This is a genomic window from Sphaerisporangium sp. NPDC088356 (assembly GCF_040685555.1).
Classification (GTDB): Bacteria; Actinomycetota; Actinomycetes; order Streptosporangiales; family Streptosporangiaceae; genus Sphaerisporangium.
This window is the reverse complement of the sequence record NZ_JBFBIK010000043.1, coordinates 27,906-48,993: the sequence shown is the minus strand read 5'-3', so window position 1 is coordinate 48,993 and position 21,088 is coordinate 27,906. Positions and strand designations below refer to the sequence as shown.

Annotated in this window: 16 protein-coding genes; 12 read left to right on the top strand and 4 right to left on the bottom strand. The window is 71.1% G+C overall.

Annotated elements, in window-relative coordinates:
- Positions 1–35: 35 nt before the first annotated feature.
- On the bottom strand, positions 36–1,991 hold the full coding sequence (locus AB0O34_RS18140; RefSeq protein WP_363916601.1) for a KedN5 family methylcobalamin-dependent radical SAM C-methyltransferase: 1,956 nt from the start codon (positions 1,989–1,991) through the stop codon (positions 36–38).
- Between the two features lie 390 nt (positions 1,992–2,381).
- Here AB0O34_RS18140 and AB0O34_RS18135 point away from each other — a divergent pair, with 390 nt between their 5' ends.
- From AB0O34_RS18135 to AB0O34_RS18115, 5 genes are all read left to right on the top strand, one after another.
- The gene (locus AB0O34_RS18135) at positions 2,382–3,350 is read left to right on the top strand and encodes a polyprenyl synthetase family protein (RefSeq protein ID WP_363916578.1); all 969 of its coding nucleotides are present in this window, start codon (positions 2,382–2,384) and stop codon (positions 3,348–3,350) included.
- Between the two features lie 41 nt (positions 3,351–3,391).
- Positions 3,392–5,188, top strand: a complete 1,797-nt coding sequence (locus AB0O34_RS18130) for a 1-deoxy-D-xylulose-5-phosphate synthase (protein WP_363916576.1) — start codon at positions 3,392–3,394, stop codon at positions 5,186–5,188.
- A 100-nt stretch (positions 5,189–5,288) separates the two neighbouring features.
- Positions 5,289–6,476 carry a flavodoxin-dependent (E)-4-hydroxy-3-methylbut-2-enyl-diphosphate synthase gene (gene ispG, locus AB0O34_RS18125; RefSeq protein WP_363916574.1) on the top strand — a complete coding sequence of 396 codons (1,188 nt, stop codon included), beginning with the start codon at positions 5,289–5,291 and terminating at the stop codon, positions 6,474–6,476.
- Between the two features lie 31 nt (positions 6,477–6,507).
- On the top strand, positions 6,508–7,482 hold the full coding sequence (locus AB0O34_RS18120; RefSeq protein WP_363916572.1) for a 4-hydroxy-3-methylbut-2-enyl diphosphate reductase: 975 nt from the start codon (positions 6,508–6,510) through the stop codon (positions 7,480–7,482).
- Complete coding sequence (locus tag AB0O34_RS18115) at positions 7,469–8,299, top strand: TylF/MycF/NovP-related O-methyltransferase (RefSeq protein WP_363916570.1); 831 nt, start codon at positions 7,469–7,471, stop codon at positions 8,297–8,299. Before AB0O34_RS18120 ends, AB0O34_RS18115 begins: the two co-directional genes overlap by 14 nt.
- On the opposite strand, the gene AB0O34_RS18110 is transcribed toward AB0O34_RS18115, so the two are convergent.
- Complete coding sequence (locus tag AB0O34_RS18110) at positions 8,296–9,468, bottom strand: nucleotide disphospho-sugar-binding domain-containing protein (protein ID WP_363916568.1); 1,173 nt, start codon at positions 9,466–9,468, stop codon at positions 8,296–8,298. The two genes, AB0O34_RS18115 and AB0O34_RS18110, sit on opposite strands and share 4 nt — an antisense overlap.
- A 13-nt stretch (positions 9,469–9,481) precedes the next feature.
- Positions 9,482–10,660, bottom strand: a complete 1,179-nt coding sequence (locus AB0O34_RS18105) for a class I SAM-dependent methyltransferase (protein ID WP_363916566.1) — start codon at positions 10,658–10,660, stop codon at positions 9,482–9,484.
- 180 nt (positions 10,661–10,840) lie between these two features.
- Between AB0O34_RS18105 and AB0O34_RS18100 the strand changes: the two genes are divergently transcribed.
- The 6 genes from AB0O34_RS18100 to AB0O34_RS18075 all read left to right on the top strand — a co-directional run bounded on the left by AB0O34_RS18100 (position 10,841) and on the right by AB0O34_RS18075 (position 18,533).
- Positions 10,841–11,479, top strand: coding sequence for a MarR family transcriptional regulator (locus tag AB0O34_RS18100; RefSeq protein WP_363916563.1), 639 nt, complete (start codon positions 10,841–10,843; stop codon positions 11,477–11,479).
- A complete protein-coding gene (locus AB0O34_RS18095; RefSeq protein ID WP_363916561.1) occupies positions 11,439–13,073 on the top strand; it encodes an MDR family MFS transporter in 1,635 nt (544 codons plus the stop codon). The genes AB0O34_RS18100 and AB0O34_RS18095 overlap by 41 nt, the downstream gene beginning before the upstream one ends.
- A gap of 118 nt (positions 13,074–13,191) precedes the next feature.
- Entirely contained in the window at positions 13,192–14,397 is a 1,206-nt protein-coding gene (locus AB0O34_RS18090) for a cytochrome P450 (RefSeq protein WP_363916559.1), read from the top strand.
- A gap of 48 nt (positions 14,398–14,445) precedes the next feature.
- Complete coding sequence (locus AB0O34_RS18085) at positions 14,446–15,807, top strand: cytochrome P450 (RefSeq protein WP_363916556.1); 1,362 nt, start codon at positions 14,446–14,448, stop codon at positions 15,805–15,807.
- Positions 15,804–16,817 (top strand): UbiA family prenyltransferase, encoded by a 1,014-nt coding sequence (locus tag AB0O34_RS18080; protein ID WP_363916554.1) that lies wholly within the window; start codon positions 15,804–15,806, stop codon positions 16,815–16,817. Before AB0O34_RS18085 ends, AB0O34_RS18080 begins: the two co-directional genes overlap by 4 nt.
- A gap of 54 nt (positions 16,818–16,871) precedes the next feature.
- Positions 16,872–18,533, top strand: a complete 1,662-nt coding sequence (locus tag AB0O34_RS18075) for a prenyltransferase/squalene oxidase repeat-containing protein (RefSeq protein WP_363916552.1) — start codon at positions 16,872–16,874, stop codon at positions 18,531–18,533.
- A gap of 68 nt (positions 18,534–18,601) precedes the next feature.
- On the opposite strand, the gene AB0O34_RS18070 is transcribed toward AB0O34_RS18075, so the two are convergent.
- Positions 18,602–19,651, bottom strand: a complete 1,050-nt coding sequence (locus tag AB0O34_RS18070; protein WP_363916550.1) for a methyltransferase — start codon at positions 19,649–19,651, stop codon at positions 18,602–18,604.
- Between the two features lie 267 nt (positions 19,652–19,918).
- Between AB0O34_RS18070 and AB0O34_RS18065 the strand changes: the two genes are divergently transcribed.
- Positions 19,919–21,082, top strand: a complete 1,164-nt coding sequence (locus AB0O34_RS18065; protein ID WP_363916548.1) for a cytochrome P450 — start codon at positions 19,919–19,921, stop codon at positions 21,080–21,082.
- Positions 21,083–21,088: the final 6 nt, after the last annotated feature.

The window sequence follows — 21,088 nt, the reverse complement described above, 5'->3', positions numbered from 1 at the left end:
CCGTTGCCCGGCCAGGGCGTTTCGGCCGGTGGAGGTCACACTGTGGCCGCCGACCCGGCCTCGACGGGAGGTGGGGGTGTGGCGGGTTCGATCTGGTGGCGGCTCATGCCCATGAAGTAGATGATCTCCTCGTGGTTCGTCGTACCGAGGAAGTTCTCGAAACCGGTGCGGTAGAACAGGTCCAGCGTGACCGGGGAGGGTGACAGGTCCGGCGTCTGCCCTGTGCGCAACGCGTCCAGGATCGCCGGCACATCGTGCTCGAACTTCAGGCCCGAGCGCAGGAAGTAGTCGTCGGTGCCGACCCGCACCATCGGAAGCGCCTCGACCGTGTCGAAGACGTCGTCGCGGCGCAGGATCGGGTGGGTCAGCAGGTCGTACTGGAAGATGTCGTCGAGCACCGGCAGCGTCTCGGGGGGCAGCACCGGGCGCATCGACTCGTTCCACCAGCGCGTCAGCAGGCGCTTGGCCTCCCCGTCGCTCAGGAGGTAGGCGACCGCGGGCCCGTAGGCGTCCTGGTCGGCGGCGGCCCGCAGCAGCAGGGCCCGCAGTGGTTCGGCGGCCGGGTCGTCGGTCTCCTCCATCCAGTGCTGGATGTTGCGCAGCACCCCCGACTGGCTGAGCCCGCCGAGGACGCGCAGGGGCGCCCAGGCGTGGCGCAGCACCGTGTACTCGGCCATCACCCGCGCCCAGAACATGAACTTCTGCATGTGCAGGTTCTCGGCGAAGCTGATGGTGTTGTGGGCCAGCGAGTACTCGAAGTCGTCGGTGTCACCGCGCACGGCCACGATGCCGTGCTCGTCCCGCTTGTCGTAGTACTCGGTGTTGGGCAGCAGGAGCAGCGGATAGACGGCGATGCGCGCGATCCGGCCGGCCAGCCTGTCGTACCCCTCGTAGAACGACTCGACGGTCTCGCCCGGCGCGCCCCAGATGAGCTCGGCGTAGCATTCGAGCCCTTCCGCGTTCAGCCAGGTGACCAGGTCCTCCCAGTCGTTCACCTTCATGTTCCGGCGATTCATCAGCGACAGCGCATCATCGCTGAGCGTCTGGAGCGACAGCGTGAAGGAGCTGCGCAGGCCGGCTTGCTTCATCTTGCGGACGATGGAGTAGAAGACCTTGGACTTGTTCTTGGCCCACGAGCTCTCCAGGGCGCGCGGGTAGCCGTACCGGTCGCGGATCTCGATGAGGTCGTCGACGAACTCCTCGTCGATCGGGAGCATCCCGAAGTTGGCGTCGCACAGGGCGATCGTCTCGACCTGGAGCTTGGCGAACACCTCCAGCTCGGCGCGCAGCCGCTCGCGGGAGAACGCCTTGACCCGCTGGCCGACCGCCCCGCCCCAGAAGCAGAAGGAGCACTTGTACGGACATCCCCGGTTGGTCTCCATCAGCGCGACGTCGTAGCGGAACCGGCCCTCGGCGTCCACCATGTCCAGCGCGCCCGTCAGGATCGGCGAGGGGATGACGTCGAGGTTCTCGATGCGCTCCCTGGGCGCCGTGGTGTGGATGACCTGCTCGGTGTCGCGGAACGAGATGCCCTCGATGTGGCCGAGGTCGTGCGTCGCGCGCCCGTCGAGGTGGGCGTTGATGAGCTCGCGGAAGACCAGCTCCCCCTCGCCGTTGACGATGACGTCCACGGCGGGGAACAGCCGGAAGACCCGCTCGGCCTGGTGCGCGACGTGCGTGCCGCCGAACACCACCCATCCGTCCGGGTTCATCCGCTTGTACGTCTCGGCGAGCGACCCGAAGGCGCGGAAGTTCCAGCCGAGCACCGAGCAGGCGAAGATCTGCGGGCACCGCTCGCTGAAGATCTCGGTGGCCATCGCGGAGATCGACGTGCCGCCTCCGAAATTGAATATCCGGATGTCGGCCTCCCGCCTGATCCGGTCGTCGGCGAGTGCGGTGGACTTGAGATAACCGGCGGCGAGGGGCATGGACTCCAGCGCCATATCCCATACGCCTTGCTGTACGACACCAACGAGAATGCGTTTTTCCATGTCCATGGCAGGTGGCCTCGTTCGGGCTCGATAATGACGGCTCGGGGCCATTGCCGGCGCAGAAGCCGCTTTCCCCCCTTGGCCCTGAAATCTGCACCCGAAGTTACTCAGACACATCCCCCCGACCAATGGAACCTAGGGATAAGCGCAGATGAGGCCCTAGGAGTTTCCCTAGTCTGTGGGGCCGGGCCACGGCATCTCCCTTGACCGGATCTTCGCCACCCCGAAACATGGGCTGCGGCATGGCCGACGACATAAACGGAAGGCGCCATGGGTAACAGCGATGTCACCGTACGCAGCGATGGTCGTGCCGCCGTTCGATCCGACCCCCGGGGCGGATCGCCGGACGGCGAAATTCCACCGGCCCACCTGTTTCTTCTGGAAAATGAGGTGAAACGGCGCTGGACGTACGGTGAAAGCCCACAGGAGTCACCCGAGGAAATAGTCGACTCGCTGGACGAGATATGCGCCTACGCGCTCACCGCGCCGGCCAAGCTCTTCCGGCCGATCCTGCTGCTCCTGTCCGCCGAGGCGGTCGGAGGCCGGATCCCCGACGTGCTTCCGGCCGCCGTGGGCACCGAGTGCGGGCACGTGGCGAGCCTCATCCACGACGACATCATCGACGGCGACGCGATGCGCAGGGGCCGCCCGGCCGTGTACCGCAAGTTCGGCATGGACAACGCCATCGTGGCCGGTGACGCGCTGCTCTTCCAGATCTTCGTGTGCCTGTCCGAGTGCCGTGACCGTGGCGTTCCGGACGACCGCATCGTCACCGCGATGGAGATCGTGGCTCGCGCGGGCGTCGAGCTCTGCCGCGGGCAGGCGCTGGAGGCCGAGATCACCAGCAGGTCGGTCCGCGACATCGACGCGTACCTGCGGATGATCAGGATGAAGACCGCGGCCCTGTTCAGCGGCGCGTGCCAGTGCGGCGCCGTCCTCGGCGGCGGCCCGCCAGAATGGGTGCGCGCCCTCGGCGACTACGGCGAAAGCCTGGGCATCGCCTTCCAGATCCAGGACGACCTGCTGGGATACCTCACCGACGCCGAGATGACGGGCAAGCCCGCGACCAGCGACATCAAGAACCGCAGGCTGACACTTCCCATCATCTTCGCCTACCAGAACGGCGGGACCGGCGAACGGGACGTGCTCGACGCCGCCTTCCACGGGGAGATGGGCATCGACGAGGCGCTGGACGCCGTCGCCGGCGTGCTGCGGCGCACCGACGCCATCACCCTTTCCACGTCGATGGCCCGCACGTACGCGGCGCGGGCCAGGGCCGCGCTGGCCCTGCTGCCCCCGAGCCGGAGCCGGGACCATCTGGCCGGATTCGTCGAGCGCACCGTCAGCCGGGTGAGATGAAGACCAGCCGCGCGATCACAAGGAGACACGAGGTGAACGGCATGAGCCTGCTCGAGGGCATCACCGCGCCGGGTGACCTGGGCGGACTCGACCCCGAGGAACTGGACCGCCTGGCCTCGGAGATCCGCGGGTTCCTCGTGAGCGCGGTGTCGCGCTCCGGAGGCCACCTCGGCTCGAACCTCGGAGCGGTCGAGCTCACCATCGCCGTGCACCGGGTGTTCCGCTCGCCGGCCGACCGCATCCTGTTCGACACCGGCCACCAGACCTACGTGCACAAGCTGCTGACCGGGCGGCGGGAGGGCTTCGCCCGGCTGCGGACCCGCGACGGGCTGTCGGGCTACCCCAACCGGTCGGAGTCGGTACACGACATCATCGAGAACTCCCACGCCTCCACCGCCCTGTCGTACGCCGACGGCTTCGCCAAGGCCCACACGCTGAGCGGTGAGGAGGACCGCCACGTCGTGGTGGTCGTGGGGGACGGCGCGCTGACCGGCGGGATGGCGTGGGAGGCGCTGAACAACATCGGCGCGGCGCGGAACCGGCCGGTCGTCATCGTGCTCAACGACAACGGCCGCTCGTACTGCCCCACCGCCGGAGGGCTCGCCCGCCGGCTCGCCGAGCTGCGCGACAAGCCGGCCGGTGAAGGCGGGAACATCTTCGAGGAGCTCGGCATCGCCTATCTCGGGCCCGTCGACGGGCACGACGAGCCGGCGGTGGAGGACGCGCTGCGGCACGCCAAGGACCTCAGGGCGCCGGTGGTGGTCCACTGCGTCACCAGCAAGGGGTACGGCTACACGCCGGCCGAGACCGACCCGGTCGAGCGGCTGCACTCCCCCGGTCCGTTCGACCCCGGCACCGGCGTGCAGCTCCCCCGTCCCGGCGCCACCTGGACCAGGACGTTCGCCGACACCCTGCTGGCCCTCGGCGGGGAGCGCCCGGACATCGTGGCGATCACGGCGGCGATGCTGCATCCCTCGGGGCTCGCGGCGTTCGCCGAGCGCTATCCCGAGCGGACCTACGACGTGGGCATCGCCGAGCAGCACGCGGTCGGTTCGGCCGCGGGCCTCGCCAGCGCCGGGTTCCACCCGGTGGTGGCGATCTACTCGACGTTCATGAACCGCGCCTTCGACCAGTTGCTGATGGACGTGGCGCTGCACGGCCTGCCGGTGACCTTCGTCCTGGACCGGGCCGGCGTGACCGGCGACGACGGGCCGAGCCACAACGGCATGTGGGACCTTTCGCTGCTGCAGATGGTGCCGCGGCTGCGAATCGCCGCGCCCCGGGATGGATCCCGGCTGGGCGAGCTGCTGCGGCAGGCGGTCGCGCACGCCCAGGGACCGACCGTCGTACGGTTCCCCAAGGGCGCGGTCGGGGACGACATCCCGGCCGTGGGCACCGTGGGGACGCTGGACGTGCTCCACCACGCCAAGGGCGAGGACGTCCTGCTCGTGGCCTGCGGCGCGATGGCCGGCGTCTGCGTGGCGGCGGCGCACGCGCTGGGCGAGGCCGGCCTCGCCGTCACCGTGGTCGACCCGCGCTGGGTCGCGCCGCTTGACGAGTCGCTGGCGGAGCTGGCCGCGCGCCACCGGTTCACCGCGGTGGTCGAGGACAACTGCCGGGTCGGAGGCATCGGCGACGGCGTGGCGAGGCTGTTGCGCGATCACGGCGTGGAGCGGCCCGTCCGGACGTTCGGCATCCCGCAGGGGTTCGCGGGCCACGCCAGGCGCCCGGAGCTGCTCGCTGACTTCGGCCTCACCGGTGAGGCCATCGCCGCCGAGCTCGTCGCCTGGACGGCGGCACGCGACGGCGACCTGATCGGCCACGTCCGGTCGATCTGAGCATCAGGGCGGCGACGCGGCCGGCGAGCACGGGCGGGAACCGGGCACGCGAGGACCGGCACTGCGGGGCATCTGACGGAAACCACGGCAGGAGACGCCAATGACCAGCACTTCGACCGCCGGCGGGACGGTGGTCAACCTGGGCCTGCCCGGGCTGCCCGCACGCCTGCCCAAGCGGCGCCGTGCGTCCCGCCAGATCATGGTGGGCACGGTGCCGGTGGGCGGCGACGCGCCCGTGAGCGTGCAGTCGATGACGACGACGGTCACCGCCGACATCGACTCCACGCTCCAGCAGATCGCCGAGCTGACCGCGAGCGGGTGCCAGATCGTCCGGGTGGCGGTGCCGTCGCAGGACGACGCCGACGCCCTGGCGACGATCGTCCGCAAGTCGCGCATCCCGGTGATCGCCGACATCCACTTCCAGCCCAGATACGTCTTCGCGGCCATCGACGCGGGCTGCGCCGCCGTACGGGTCAACCCCGGGAACATCAAGCGGTTCGACGACAAGGTGGCCGAGATCGCCAAGGCGGCCGGCGAGGCGGCGGTGCCCATCCGGATCGGCGTCAACGCCGGTTCGCTCGACCAGCGGCTCCTGGAGAAGCACGGCAGGCCGACGGCCGAGGCGCTGGTGGAGTCGGCGCTGTGGGAGTGCTCGCTGTTCGAGGAGCACGGCTTCCGCGACATCAAGATCTCGGTCAAGCACCACGACCCGCTCGTGATGATCGAGGCCTACCGGCGGCTGGCCGAGCGGTGCGACTACCCGCTGCACCTGGGCGTGACCGAGGCCGGCCCCCGCTTCCCCGGCACCATCAAGTCCGCGGTGGCGTTCGGCATCCTGCTGGCGGAGGGCATCGGCGACACGATCCGGGTGTCGCTGTCAGCGCCTCCCGTCGAGGAGGTCAAGGTGGGGACGGCCATCCTGGAGTCGCTCGGGCTGCGCGAGCGCGGCCTGGAGATCGTCTCCTGCCCCTCCTGCGGCCGGGCCCAGGTCGACGTGTACACGCTGGCCGAGCGCGCCCAGGCGGCGCTCGCGGGCCTGGACGTGCCGCTTCGGGTGGCGGTCATGGGCTGCGTGGTGAACGGCCCGGGGGAGGCGCGCGAGGCCGACCTCGGCGTGGCCTCGGGAAACGGCAAGGGCCAGATCTTCGTCAAGGGCCAGGTCGTCGCGACCGTACCGGAGTCGCGGATCGTGGAGACCCTGGTGGAGGAGGCGCTGCGCATCGCGGCCGAGCGCGGCCTGCCCATACCCGGAGAGGACGAGGCCCCCGAACCCGCCCTTCCACGCTGAACCCCCCGACCGGGCAGGAGGCCCCTCCCGCATGGAGAACCACAACGCCACCGAGCGCCCGCGCCGGATCCTGCTGGCGCGCCCGCGCGGCTACTGCGCCGGCGTGGACCGCGCGGTGCAGACCGTCGAGCGGGCCATCGAGCGGTACGGCGCGCCCGTGTACGTGCGCAAGCAGATCGTGCACAACGGCTTCGTGGTACGTGACCTGGAGAGCAGGGGCGCCGTCTTCGTGGAGGAGACCGACGAGGTGCCCGCCGGCGCCGTGGTGGTCTTCTCCGCGCACGGTGTCGCCCCGCGGGTGCACGAGGAGGCCGCGCGGCTCGGGCTGCGCGCGATCGACGCGACCTGCCCGCTGGTGACCAAGGTGCACAAGGAGGCCAGGCGGTTCGCGGCGGAGGGCTACGACATCCTGCTGATCGGCCACGAGGGGCACGAGGAGGTCGAGGGCACCGCGGGTGAGGCCCCCGACCGCATCCACCTGGTGGACGGTCCCGCCGGGGTGCGCGACGTGACCGTCCGCGACCCCGAGCGGGTGGCCTGGCTGTCGCAGACCACGCTTTCGGTCGACGAGACCGAGGCCACCGTCGGCCTGCTGCGCGAGCGGTTCCCCGCGCTGACCGGCCCTCCCTCCGACGACATCTGTTATGCCACCCAGAACAGGCAGACGGCGGTCAAGGAGATCGCGGGCCGCTCCGACTTCGTCATCGTGGTGGGCTCGGCGAACTCCTCCAACTCGCGAAGGCTCGTGGAGGTGGCGCTGGACGCCGGCGCGGGCGGGGCGCGCCTGGTGGACGACGCGGCCGAGATCGACCCCGCCTGGCTGGAGGGCGTCACCACCGCGGGCGTCACCAGCGGGGCCTCGGTGCCGGAGGAGCTGGTGACCGGTGTTCTGCGACGGCTCGGCGAGCTGGGCTTCGGCGAGGTCGAGGAGGTCGAGTCGGCACGCGAGAGCCTGGTCTTCTCGCTGCCCCTGGAGCTTCGGGGAGACGACCGTGCCCACGGATGACGACCCTCAGGTGGCCGGCGGCACCGGGACCTCGCTCTACCTCGACCTGCTGAAGCGGTGCCTGCTCAACCTGATCTACACCGATCCGCCGATAGCCACCCCGTGGCAGGCGCGTGACGTGTTCGACCTGCAGGCGAGGCTGGAGGGCAAGGACTGGCCGAGCCTCGCGCACACGATGATCGGCATGTCCCGGCTGGACAACCTTCAGCTGCTGATCGAGCGGATCCTGGCTGAGGGGATACCGGGCGACCTGATGGAGGCGGGCATCGCCCGCGGGGGCGCCGCCGTGTTCATGCGGGGCACGCTGAAGGCGTACTCGGTGACCGACCGGAACGTGTGGGCGGCCGACTCCTTCGAGGGTTTCCCGCGCACCGGGGACGAGGCCGGGCACCCCTCCCCCCTCCTCGGCATACTGAGCGAGCTGACCGAGCAGGTGGACGACCCGGCCTCGACCGCCTACGCCCGCTTCCTGGCCGGCACCACGCTGGCCGAGGTGCAGCAGACGTTCGCGAAGTACGGCCTGCTGGACGAGCAGGTCCGGTTCCTGGCCGGGTGGTTCTCCCACACACTGCCCCGGGCGCCGATCGACCGGCTCGCGCTGCTCAGGCTCGACGCGGACCTGTACGGCTCGACCTACGACGCGCTGCGGCTGCTCTACCCGAAGGTGGTGCCGGGCGGCTTCGTGATCGCGGACGACTACCACGCCATCGAGGAGTGCCGCGAGGCGGTGCGGGACTATTTGAAGAGCATCGACGAGGAGGTCGTGCTGGAGCGGGTGGACTACTCCGCCGCGTTCTGGCGCAAGGGCGACGCCTAGCGCGCCTTCAGCAGGTCCTCGATGAGCCGCACCGCGTGGTCGAGGCCGGGGAGCGCGGCGATCTCCGCGCCCACGGCGCGGGCGGCGTCCCGGTAGGACCCCTCCGACAGCAGGGTCGCGGTCATCTCGCGCACGAGCGCAGGATCGACGTCCTCGGGCGCGACATGCAGGTAGGGCTCCTGGACGCAGCGGGGGTAGACGAGCGCGACGCCCAGGGCGGCGCAGCGCCGGGCGTTGGTCCCGTGGTCGGAGCCGAGCGGGATGAGCCCCAGCGGCAGTCGCTCGGCCAGCGCGCACATCACCGTGTTGAAGCCGCCGTGCGAGATGACCACGTCGCACCGCTGGAAGACGACCGAGTGCGGCACGTAACGGGCCAGGCGGACGTTGCCGGGGGGCCCGCCCGGCAGCACGGACTCCGGGTCGCAGTCGGGGCCTGTGGTCATCAGGACGTCGTAGTCCTGGCCGGCGAACGCCTCGGCCAGCGCCCCGAACACCGAGGTGGCCTTGTTGTACATGGTGCCGAGGGTGGCGTAGACGAGCGGCCTGCCCGGCGGCGGCACGGGAGGGTCCGCGCGCTCGCGGTCCGGCATCAGGTCGTACGGGTCGCCTTCCGGCAGGAGGTCGTACAGGAGGGGCTTGATGTGGTGCTCGTGCGGGAGGCGGGGTGTGCCGGGGCGGGCGAAGCGTGGCGGGTAGCAGGCGAGCCACAGGTCGCCGTCGAGGGCCCGGGGGTCCACGCCGTAGTCGCGGGCGATCCGCAGGGCCGGGTGGTAGGCGGAGTGCTCGGGCGGCAGGCGCAGGCAGACCTCGCAGATCACCTGCGGGATGCCGAGCCGGGCGGCCACGACGAGGCTGGCGCCCTCCAGCCACTGGCGCACGACCACGTCGGGCCGCCAGGCCGCCACGTGGCGCTCCAGGTCCTCGATCCAGCGGGGCGTCAGCTCCGCGATCAGGCGCCGGCCGCGCGACTCGGTGAACGCCTCGGGACGCAGCTCGCCCGGGTCCCCGATGGGGAGGTGGCGGAAGCCTGTGTGCGCGACCTGGTGTGCCATGTCGGGCCCGGTGGCGACGCGCACCTCGTGCCCGGCCGCCGCGATGTGCCGGGCCAGGGAGATCATCGGATTGAGGTGGCCGAGCTGGCCTATGGAACAAATGAGAACGCGTGACATTCATTCTCCATGTTCAGCGGCGGGGAATCCATGACGGAGCGGCCTGCTCGTGGTTGTCGCCTTTTTCGAGGACCATCAGATTGTGGTGGAAATGCGCCGCCACCACGTGGCCGTCGAAATACGACGGCACGTGTCCGGGGTCGGCGAACTCCCTGTGGTTCAGGCCGTCGATGACCGTCTTGGCGAATTCGGCCGTGGTGCCCGGCACGTCGCGCCCGCCGCCGAACATGGGCCAGTAGGAGGTCTGCACGTCCTCCACGACGTACAGCCCGCCGGGCCGTACGTGGGGGAACAGCTCGCGCAGGGCCACCAGCACGTGGGCGTTCATGTGGCTGCCGTCGTCGATGACGATGTCGAACGGGCCGTGCTCCTCGGCCAGGGCGCGCAGCGCGGCGGGGTCACCCTGGTCGCCCGCCAAGGTGCGGATGCGGGGCCCCTGGACGCCCGTCTTGGGGAACAGGTCGAGCCCGAAGACCAGGCCGCGCCGGAAGTACCGCTGCCACATGCGCAGCGACGCGCCACCGGAGGCGGGGTCGTGGTAGCCGCCGACGCCGATCTCCAGCACCCGCACGAGCTCGTCGCGCAGCGGTGAGAAATAGCGCGCGTAGTGCGGGGTGTACCAGTGCATGGTCCCGTACTTGTCGGAGCCGAACCGGGTGGCCAGGCGGTCGAGGTTCGTCTCCGCCGACCGGCACGCCGTCAGCACGGACTCCACCGCCCGCGCCAGCGCGTGGATGGAGGCGATCGCCTCGCCGAGCCGCTCGGCGGGCGGCCAGTTCACCTCGACCCGCGCCTCGCCGTGCACGCCCGTGCCGTACAGCGCCCGCGCCAGCGCCACGAGGTCGTAGACGATCAGCGCGGCGGGGTCCTCGGCCGTGGCGGCGGAGGCGGTGACCCCGGAGGCCGAGACGCTCAGCACGTACGGATGCGAGCGCCCGGCGCCGGCCAGTTCGAGCTGGATGTCGAAGGATCCGCCGGGCGGGTCCGGTCGTATGCCGGAGGAACCGCCGGAGGGGTACGGCTGGATGCCGGAGGAGCCGCCGGGCGGGGGCTCGCACCGCGAGGCCACCTCGTCCGCCATGAGCGCGGCGGCGGGCGCCTCGCCGATTTCTTCTATCGCGGCGCGAATATCGTCGTCCGCGCCTCCGGCCGAGCGGAGAAGCCGCCAGATCGGCGTTTCATTTCCGATCACGGGAACACGCTAACAGCGCTTTCCCCCAGAACACCGGAAACGGCCGTCGATGCTCGCCGGAAAGCCCCACGACTGAGGAATTCGGTAGCTGTACGCGACCCGGATCCCCAGGCGGCGGGCGAGGCTTGCCGGATATACTTAGGAGCCTTATAGTTAGGATCCTAACGAGATGGGGGATCGATGCCCGACGAGCCCGGCTTCGCCGCCGACGACACCGGCCTGCTGTACAACCCGCAGCTGCGGGCCCTGGTCGGCCACGAGCTGGGCGATGAGGCCCTCGCCGTGGTCGAGGCCTTCGCGGCGATCAACCAGGCGGCCCGCCTCAACCGCTGGGCGCTTGAGCGCTGGGCCGTGCGCCACGGGCTCAGCGAGGCCCGCCTCCAGGTGCTGCTGGTGCTGCGCCGGCAGCCGCAGGGCATGCGCCTCGTCCACCTGGCCGCGGCGCTGGAGATCGCCCCTCCCTCGGTGACCGGCCTGGTCGACTCCCTGGAGAAGGACGGGCTGGTGCGGCGCGAGTCCGACCCGGGCGACCGCCGCTCCCTGCTCGCCACGCTCACCGCGCGCGGCCGTGAGCGCGTCGACGAGATCTGGTCGACGCAGGTGGAGCGCCAGGTCGGCATCACCGACGGCATCACCACCGAGGAGCTGCTCCAGCTGCGGCACCTCTGCCTCCGTCTCGTGCAGAACGTCAGGCGGGCCACCGCGAAACGGAACGACCCCGGTCCCCGCGAGACGCCGCCCGCCGATCCCCCGCATGCCGCCGACCGTGGAGGTCGCAATGACGCAGAAGGAAGAGCTGTCCGTTCCCCCGGCAGATGACGACGGGCCGCGCCTGTCCGCCTCGCGCAAGGTGGCGGCGACCGTGGGCGTCGCCATCGCCCTGCTGGTGGTCTCCCTCGACGGCACCATCGTCGGCACCGCGATGCCGCGCATCCTCGCCGACCTGCGAGGGCTGAACTACTACGCCTGGGTGGTCACGGCCTACCTCGTGACCTCGACCATCCTCATGCCCATCGCCGGCAAGCTCGGCGACCTGTTCGGCCGCAAGCCGCTGGTGCTCATCGGCCTCGCCGGCTTCCTCGGCACCTCGTGGCTGGTGGGCGCCTCGACCAGCACCCTGGAGCTGATCCTGCTCCGCGGCGTGCAGGGCCTGTTCGGCGGCATCCTCACCGCCGTGACGTTCGCCGTGGTCGCCGACATCTACCCGGTGCGCCAGCGGGTCAAGCTGCACGGCATCTTCAGCGCGATCATCGGCCTGTCGGTGGTGGCCGCGCCGCCGCTCGGCGGCTACATCACCGACAACTGGGGCTGGCGCTGGATCTTCTACGTCAACGTGCCGATCGGCGCCCTCGCGGTCGGGCTCACCTTCTTCTTCCTGCCGTACGTGGCGACCCGGCGCGGCTGGCGGGACATCGACTTCGCCGGCTGCGTGGCGCTGGGGGTCGCGCTCGTCCCCATCCTGATCGCGCTGTCCATCAGCAACGACCACGCCTGGACCTCGCCGCTGATGCTCGGCCTGATCGCGGTGTCGGTGGTCGGGCTGCCGGTCTTCCTGTTCGTGGAGCGCGCCGTCGCCAACCCGATCGTCCCGCTCGGCCTCTTCCTCGACCCGGTGTTCACGATCGCCATGGTCATCGCGGGGCTGTCCGCCGTCGGCCTGTACGGCCTGGCGGTGTTCATCCCGCTGCTCTACCAGGGCGTGCTCGGCGAGACGGCGACCGGCTCCGGCACCCTGCTCACCCCGCTGCTGCTCGGCATGCTGGTGGCCTCGCCGTTGTCCGGCCAGCTCATCGCGCGCGTGCGCTACTACCGGTTCATCGGCACCGTCGGCCTCGCCGCGATGGTCGCCGGGCTGCTCATGCTGACCTCGGTGACGCTGACCAGTCCCCACTGGCACGTCGTGGCCGACCTCGTGGTGCTCGGCATGGGCATGGGCCTGGTCTGGCCGCTGTCCACCGCGGTCGTCCAGGCCTCGATGGCCAAGGAGGTGGTGGGGGTCGCCACCGCTCAGGTGAACTTCTGGCGCAACCTCGGCGGCACGGTGGCGGTGGTGGTGCTCGGCAGCATCATGTCCAGCCGCCTGTCCACGGAGATCGCCTCCAGGCTCGCCACGGTCAACGCTCCCCCCGAACTGCTGGGCAAGCTCACCGGCGGCGGCTCACAGAACCTCTCCACGCTGTTCGACCCGGCCCAGGTCGACCGGCTGCGCGCGCAGGTCCCCGAGGCGCAACGAGCGCTGTTCGAGCTGGTCGAGCGGTCCATGCGCGCCGGCCTCGCCGATGTGCTGCACCAGGTGTTCCTCGTGGCCGCCGTCATCCTCGCCATACCCTTGCTGGCCAGCCTGTTCCTGAAGGAGACCCCGATCCCACCGGCCCGCTCCCGGCGCGAGGAACGGGCCACAGAGGAGGTCTGACCGTCGCGGTGATCTCGCCGACGCCGGTGCAAAATGCTGGGGTTTCTGGGGGGCCGTAGGGGAATGTCGTCATGCGATCGTGGGGGCGAAGCGGCCCGGGAACGGAAGGGATGGCGCGATGACGCCCGCCAGCACTCCCCGCACGATCGAAGACCTGATGGGACCGCAGGCCCCTGCCCACATGCGGCGGCTGCGCCAGGAGCAGCCCGTCTGCCCGGTGAAGCTGCCCAACGGCGACGAGGCCCTCCTGGTGACGCGGTACGACGACGTGGCGGCGGTGCTGTCCGACCCCCGGTTCAACCGCACGTTCAACCCGCGGGGGACGACCCGCGCGGGCGACCGGGCCACGCCTCCCGCGGACCTCGGCCAGATCACCCGTACGCTCGGCATGGACGGGCCGCCCCACCGCACGCTGAGGGCCGTGGTGAGCAAGGCCTTCACCGCCCGGCGGGTGGAGTCGCTGCGCCCGGCGATACAGAAGCACACCGACAACCTCATCGAGGACCTGCGCCGCCACGGCAGCCCCGCCGACCTGGTCTCGATCGTCGCCTCGCCGCTGCCCATCAGGGTGATCTGCGAGCTGCTCGGCGTTCCCCACGAGGACTCCGAGAAGTTCCGCGGCTGGTCCGACCGCACGCTGTCGGTCACCTCCTATCCCCGCGAGGAGGTGGTCACCGCGTGGCACGACCTGTTCGCCTACTTCGGCGAGCAGGTGGCGCTCAAGCGCGAGCAGCCCGGTGACGACCTGCTCAGCGACATGGTGGCGGCCAGCGACAAGGAGGAACGGCTGACCGAGCTGGAGCTGGTCTACCTCGCCACCGGCCTGCTCATCGGCGGCCACGAGTCGACCATCAACGCGATCAGCCTCGGCATGTGGCGCCTGCTGGAGCATCCCGCCGAGGTGGCGAGGATCCACGCCGACCCGTCCCTCATCGTCACCGCCGTAGAGGAGTTGCTGCGCTTCCAGACGCTCGGGGACATCGACCGGCAGCGGTTCACGCAGGAGGACCTGGAGCTGGGCGGCACGCCGATCCAGGCCGGCCAGATGGTGATGGCCGGGGTGCTTTCGGCGAACCGGGACGAGCGCTACTTCACCGACCCCGACCGGCTCGACGTCGCCCGGCAGCCCAACCCGCACCTCTCCTTCGGCCTGGGCCCGCACTTCTGCCTGGGCGCGGCGCTGGCGCGGGTCGAGCTGCAGATCGTGCTGGGCACGTTGCTGCGGGAGTTCCCCGGCATGCGCCTCGCGGTGCCGTCCGACCAGGTGCGGCGCAAGACAGGACTGATGGTGAGCGGCCTTGAGGAGCTGCTGGTCGCCTGGTGACCAGTCAGGGCAGTCCGCGACTGGTTTCGAGTACGAGGAGATCCCCCCATGGCACCCCAGCCCGGACCCGTTGACATCACCGATGCCCCGCCGCCACCCACGGTGACCCGGCCCGGGAGCATCAACGACCAGCAGTACCTGATCGACTGCTATCTGGAGTACGGGCCGGTGTTCCGCGTGCTCCAGAAGGGCGAGCTGGCCCGCAAGGAGGGCGACGAGTTCACCGTGCTCGCCGGACCTGAGGCCAACGCCTTCGCGATGCGCACCACCAACATGCACCAGGGCACCGACGGCGCGGTGAAGCTCAGGTCCGACAGCCACTGGGAGGACTTCAGCAACGAGCTGGGCATGGACGGCTTCACCCGCGAGGGCGACATGCACCGCCAGCACCGCATGCTGACCAGCCGGGGGTACGCCCGCACGACGATCACCGGCCGGCTGCCTGAGGTGGTCGCCATGGCCGAGGCCGTGACGGCGCGCTGGGAGCCCGGGCTCAACGTGCCCGCCGTGCGGGAGATCCAGCGCATCGTCGGCGAGCAGCTCGGACGCAGCCTCATCGGCTTCTCCCCCGCCGAGTACGTCGACGACCTCGTCACCTTCGTCCGCACCACCAAGCTGACCATGCTGCTGCGCACCGGGGCCGCCGAGATGCTGGCCGACCCCGCCTACGAGCGGGCGCGCGACCGCGTCTTCGAGATCGGCTACCGGGCGATCAACGCGAGGCTGCGGATCCCCCCGGACGAGCGCCCAGGCGACCTGCTGGACGACATGCTCGCCGTCTGGAACCCCAAGCTCGGCGACGACCTGCCGCCCCTGCTGGTGGCGGCCACCATCGGCCCGTTCCTCGCCGGCCTCGAGACCGCCTCCTACCGGACAGCCTTCCTGCTCCACCTGATCCTCGGAAACCAGGACGTGGGCCGCCGGATCGTCCAGGAGGTCGACGACTGGTTCGCCGGGCCGCTGACCTGGGACCGGCTCAAGACCTGCCACGCGCTCTACGGCGGGATGATGGAGGCCCTGCGGCTCTACAAGGGGCCGGCGCGCCAGTGGTACACGGCGGAGGAGTCGTTCGTCTTCGAGAACCACCTGGTGGCCAAGGGCGACAGCGTCATCATCGTGTACGACACCTCCCACCACCTCCCCGAGCTGTTCCCCGACCCGGGCGCGTTCGACGTGGACCGCTACCGTGCGCCCCGCAACGAGCACCGCCGCCTCGGCGCGTTCGCGCCGTTCGGCGTCGGCGGGCACACCTGCCTCGGGTCCGGCATGGCAGAGGTGCAGGTCATGGTGAACGTCGCGACCATCCTGCGCGACTGGGAGCTGGACGGGCCGGGCCTGCCCTTCGACGCCGACGCCGACGCCGACGAGGCGATGCGGGTCGGCGTGGTCGCCCGGCGCCCGGCGCGATGACCGGCGCGGGAGCCGGGGTCGCGGGCGCCCCGGCGGCCGGGCTCCGGACGCGCCTGCTCGCCCACGTGCAGACCTGGCGCCCGTACACCATGCTGTACATCGGCCTGGTGGGCCTGGCCGGCGGGCTGCTGAACGACCCCCGGGCGCCTGGCTGGGCGCTGGCCGGGGCGTGGGCGGTGCCGACCCTCGGCTGGATCGGCGGCCACTACGGCGGCGACTACTTCGACCGCCGGCTGGACGCCGTGGCCAAGCCGCACCGGCCCATCCCCTCGGGACGCATGCCGGCGGGCGACGGGCTCGCCGGCCTGGTCGCCTGCACCGCCGGCGGCGCGGTCGCGGCCCTGCTCCTGAACTGGCGGACGCTGGTCCTCGTGGCCGCGGCGCTCGCCGCCGGGCTCGGCTACAGCGCCGTGCTGAAGGCCCGGGGGCTGAGCGGCAACCTCATCCGAGGCAGCCTCACGGCGTTCGCCCTGCTGTTCGGCGCCATGGCCACGGCCCCGTACCCGGCGCCGTACGTGCTCCCGGTGGCCGCGGTGTTCCTGCTGCACGACATGCAGTCGAACCTGGTCGGCACGCTGCGCGACATCGGCGGCGACCGGGAGGCGGGCTACGAGACCTTTCCCGTGCGGCGCGGCGCCCGGCCGGCGGTGCGCGTCGTGGTGGCGGTGAGCGTGCTCTGGGTGGCGCTCGCGGCGGCCGTCCCCGCGCTGGGCCCCCCGAGGCCGGGCGGCGCGTCCGCGTACTGGCCGGTGCTCGGCGCGTGCGTGCTGCTCGCGGCAGCGGCGATCGGCCTGCTCGCCCGGGCCCCCGAGCCGATGCCGCCACGCGTCGCGCTGCGGGCGCACGCGGTGCTGGTCGTGGAGCGGGTCGCCCTGGCGGGGGCGTTCATCGGGCTCGCGGCGGGCCCGGCCGTGATGCTCGCGACCGCCCTGCCGGCCCTGCTGGCCACGATCATGCTCCAGGCCGGGATGCGCACGCGGTACGAGTTCGGCGCGGCCACCCTCGCCTGACCCCGCCTTTCGCAGGGAACCAATCGTCTCCCCGATCCGGAGGACCACCCGACCATGGGAATCGAGACCGTCACCAGCAGGCACCGGGACGTCGAGGGCAGCGTCGCCGGCGCGGTCAAGGCACTGTGGGCCGCGCAGCGTCCGGACGGCTCCTGGGAGGGATACCTGCCGTCTTCGGCCGTGTCGACCGCGGCCGTGCTCATCGCCCTGCACGTCGCCGACCGCGAGGGCAGCGCCGCGCTCATCGAGGCGGGCACCGGCTGGCTGGTGGCCCAGCAGAACGCCGACGGCGGCTGGGCCGACGTGCCCGGCGGCCCGTCCACCTTCAACGGGACCGGCATCGCGGTGTCCGCGCTGAAGACGGTGCGCCCCGGGGCCGGGGCGGAGATCGGCAGGGCCAGGGACTGGCTGGAGCGGATGGGCGGCCAGGCCGCGCTGGAGGACATCGAGCGGACCTCCCTCAACGTGATCGTCCGCGTCTACCTCGCCTTCGCCGGGCTGTACGACCCGGCGCGGGTGAAGCGGATCCCCATCGAGATCTCGCTCATGCCGCACCGGCTGCACCAGCGCGTGTCGTTCATCCTGCCGGGCGTCTACTCCTGGGCGATCATGCAGGTGCACACGCGTGACTTCGGCCGGCTCAGGCGCGCGGCCAACCGCGTCGCCGAGCGGCGCACGCTGCGATACCTGCGCGACCTGGCCGAGTTCGAGGGGCCGGACGGCGGGTCTGAGGAGTCGGCCTTCATGGTCGCCCTCATCGTCTTCGGGCTCGCGCTGGCCGGCGTGGGCGACGACCTCGTCGCCAAGTACCTCGCCTACATGCGCGGCGCCGTACGGCCCGACGGGTCGTGGCCCATCGACAGGGACCTGGAGCTGTCCGGCACCTGCTACGTCAGCCAGGGGCTCCAGGAGGCCGGGCTCGGCGACGACGAGCGGCTCCGCCCCGCCATGGACTGGATCAAGGCCTCGCAGCGGCAGGTGGGCCTTCCCGCGACCGGCTGTCCGCCCGGCGGCTGGGGCTGGGGCCTGCCGTCCTCCTGGCCCGACGTCGACGACACCTCTCTGGCGCTGTACACGCTGGCGCGGGCGGGGGTGCCCGCCACCGACCCCCATGTACGGGCTGGCGTGAGGTGGCTGCATTCCATGCGCAACCGCAACGGCTCGTGGGGGTGCTTCATCCGCAACGGCAGGACCATGTTCGACGCGCCCTGCTCGGCACTCACCGCGCACGCCATGATCGCGCTCAACCGGGTGGGCGGCCGGGACCACCGCCTCGACCGGGCGGTGCGCTGGCTCACAAGGACGCAGCGGCCCGACGGCTCCTTCTCCTGCGTGTGGTTCAGGGACCACACGGCGGGGACGGCCCGGGTGCTGGACGCGCTGGGGCAGCTCGGCATGGGCGACCACCCTGTCGCGCGGGGCTGCGCGAGCTGGCTCCTCGCCCACCACGCGCCTGGCGGCGGGTGGGGTGACGGTGGCGAGCTCGGCCCGACCGCCGAGGAGACCTCGTGGGCGGTGCTAGGCCTGGTCGGCTCGGGCCGGGGCGACGATCCCGCCGTCGCCGCCGGCGTCGAGTGGCTGGTGGACCACCAGCGCGACGACGGGCTGTGGGACGGCGGGCAGGTCGGCTACTACTACAACGGCCTGACGTACTGGTGTGACTCGATGGTGAACGGCTACGCGCTCCAGGCCCTCGCCCGCTACCGGGAGCGCTGACATCCCTCGCCACGCGGCCGGGCGCGGACTCGGGTACGCGCCCGGCATGGCCGGCGGCTCGGCTCCGGCTACGCGGCCGGTGCGGGGCCCAGCTCGACGAGCCGCACCCCGCGGGGATTCAGGCGGGTGGTGAGCACGGTGAGACCCGCCCGCGCGGCGAGCGTGCCGAGGTGCTCGGGGGTACGGACGCGCCCGCCCACGAGCACCAGGATGCGCAGGTCCTCGTCGGTGAAGGCGGCCTCGTCCACCTCCCACTGCTCGGCGACCAGCACCCGGCCGTGAGCGCCGCCCGCCTCGGCGCACCGGCGCAGGATCGTGGTGGCGGACTGGTCGTCCCAGTCGATCAGGACTCCGCTGAGCAGGTAGACGTCGCCGCCCCGCGGGAGGGGGTCGAAGAAGCTGCCCCCGATCGCCTCGCAGCGTCCCGACAGCCCGGCGGCGTCGAACGCCGCCTCGGCCTTGGCGGCGCTGGAGGGCAGGTCGATGAGCACCCCCCGCAGCCGCGGGTACGCCTGGAGCAGCCGGGTGAGCAGCATGCCCGACCCGCCGCCGACGTCGACCACCGTCCCGACGCGGCCCCACTGGTATCCCTCGATGACGTCGGCCACGGAGCGCCCGGTGTACCAGTGGGCGAAGCCGTCGAACTCGGCCAGGAGCCGCGGGTCGTCGGCGATGTCCTCGTAGTAGGGACGGCCGTACGCGGATTCGTAGACCGGCTCGCCCGTCCGCACCGCGTCGGCCAGGAAGGCGGCGGCCCTGTCGAGGCGGCCGGCGAGGCCGTCCTGGTCGAGCCGCGCGCGGAGCCGGGCAGGATGGTCGTCGAGCAGCAGCCGGGCGGCCGGGTTCAGGTCGTACACGCCGGGGGCCGCGCGGTGGAACACCCCGTGAGACACCAGGTAGGCGAGCAGCCGTCCGAGGGCGTCGGGGTCGAGCCCCATGCGGGCGGCGAGGTCCTTCACGTCCTTCGCGCCGTCGGCGAGGTGGTCGGCCAGCCGGAGCGTCGCGGCCGCCCTGACAGCGTGCGGCCAGATCGCGTCGGCGAGTCGTGTGACGTCCCTGCTGGCGTCGGGAACGTCGGCGATTCCCGCTATGTGATCACGCGCGTCCGGCAACTCCACTTGCTGTTCGGAAGTCCGGATATCAGATTCGGCACTCACGATTACCCTCCGCTACTTTCGGATGGCGATGCCAGGAAACAGGGACGAGTCTCGCGTTATTTGCGCTGATCAGTCCAGGTGCGCCGGAGAAGATGACCAACTACTAAGGATTACATCAGTATGCGGCACATGTCCTTCATGGCACTGTCTCAGTGAGCGAAGGCGAATGTCTCGTTGGGGCACGGGGGAAGCCATGCCGCGACGGGAGGACGGGGAAGAGCCCTAGTGATGCATATCGACGACAATTCTCCGCTTGCGATATTCGACTGGTACCGCGAGACGCGGTCCGTGAATCCGGTCTTCCGCGACGACGTCTTCAACGCGTGGCACGTGCTGCGGTACGAGGATGTGCGCATGGTGCTCTCGGACGGCGAGACGTTCCAGTCGACCCGGCCCGCCGACCGGCGGCCGGCGGTGGACGTGTTCGATCCCGGCGAGGACACCATGGTGCGCGCCGACGGCGCGCACCACAGGATGCTGCGCAGCCTGGTCAATCAGGCCTTCACTCCACGCGTGGTGGAGCGCCTGGCACCACGGGTGCGCGAGATCTGCGGGGAGCTGCTCGACCCCTTCGAGGGCAAGGGCGGCATGGAGGTGGTCGCGGACATCGCCTACCCGCTGCCCATCACGATCATCATGGAGATGCTCGGGGTTCCCACGGACCGGGTCGAGCAGTTCCGGCGCTGGTCCAACGTGGTGGTGTCCGGTGGCAGCGGCACCGCGCAGGAAGGCGCCGGCTCCGACATCGGCGCGATGATGGACTACTTCAGCGGCGTGCTCGCGGATCGCAGGGACGCCCCGGGCGACGACCTCATCAGCCGGCTCCTCGCCGCCGAGAGCGAAGGTCAGCGCCTCACCGAACGTCAGCTGCTCAACTTCTGCGCGCTGATGCTCATCGCCGGACACGAGACCACGACCAGCCTGATCACCAACACCGTGTTCTGCCTGCAGAACATGCCCGACGTGCTGGACCTCGCACGCCGGTCCGGCGGCGACTCCCTGCCGAAGGTCATCGACGAGGTCCTGCGGTACGCGGCCCCCGTGCAGGCCGTCCTGCGGTTCGCCACGGCGGACGTGGTGGTCGGCGGGCGGCAGATCAGCGCCGGCGACACCGTCTTCCCCTTCGTCGGATCGGCCAACCGCGACGAGACGGCCTTCCCCGACCCTGACCGGTTCGACGCCTCCCGCGCCGGCGGTCCGGGCCTCGCATTCGGCCACGGAATCCACTATTGTCTGGGCGCTCCTCTGGCCAGGCTGGAAACCGCCGTCGTGGTGTCCGAAATGCTGCGGCGTTTCGGCGGCAAGTGGTGGGCGGAGGGCATTGACTTCGATACTTCGATCCCGCGATTCCTCTTCGGAATCAAGCGGTTACCGCTCTCGTGGGACCACTAGACCCCC

Excerpts from the sequence above, each read along its gene's own strand:
- AB0O34_RS18140 (WP_363916601.1), bottom strand. The coding sequence starts at position 1,991 with ATGGAAAAACGCATTCTCGTTGGTGTCGTACAGCAAGGCGTATGGGAT.
- AB0O34_RS18130 (WP_363916576.1), top strand. The coding sequence starts at position 3,392 with ATGAGCCTGCTCGAGGGCATCACCGCGCCGGGTGACCTGGGCGGACTC.
- ispG (WP_363916574.1), top strand. The coding sequence starts at position 5,289 with ATGACCAGCACTTCGACCGCCGGCGGGACGGTGGTCAACCTGGGCCTG.
- AB0O34_RS18120 (WP_363916572.1), top strand. The coding sequence starts at position 6,508 with ATGGAGAACCACAACGCCACCGAGCGCCCGCGCCGGATCCTGCTGGCG.
- AB0O34_RS18110 (WP_363916568.1), bottom strand. The coding sequence starts at position 9,468 with ATGTCACGCGTTCTCATTTGTTCCATAGGCCAGCTCGGCCACCTCAAT.
- AB0O34_RS18100 (WP_363916563.1), top strand. The coding sequence starts at position 10,841 with ATGCCCGACGAGCCCGGCTTCGCCGCCGACGACACCGGCCTGCTGTAC.
- AB0O34_RS18095 (WP_363916561.1), top strand. The coding sequence starts at position 11,439 with ATGACGCAGAAGGAAGAGCTGTCCGTTCCCCCGGCAGATGACGACGGG.
- AB0O34_RS18090 (WP_363916559.1), top strand. The coding sequence starts at position 13,192 with ATGACGCCCGCCAGCACTCCCCGCACGATCGAAGACCTGATGGGACCG.
- AB0O34_RS18085 (WP_363916556.1), top strand. The coding sequence starts at position 14,446 with ATGGCACCCCAGCCCGGACCCGTTGACATCACCGATGCCCCGCCGCCA.
- AB0O34_RS18080 (WP_363916554.1), top strand. The coding sequence starts at position 15,804 with ATGACCGGCGCGGGAGCCGGGGTCGCGGGCGCCCCGGCGGCCGGGCTC.
- AB0O34_RS18075 (WP_363916552.1), top strand. The coding sequence starts at position 16,872 with ATGGGAATCGAGACCGTCACCAGCAGGCACCGGGACGTCGAGGGCAGC.
- AB0O34_RS18065 (WP_363916548.1), top strand. The coding sequence starts at position 19,919 with ATGCATATCGACGACAATTCTCCGCTTGCGATATTCGACTGGTACCGC.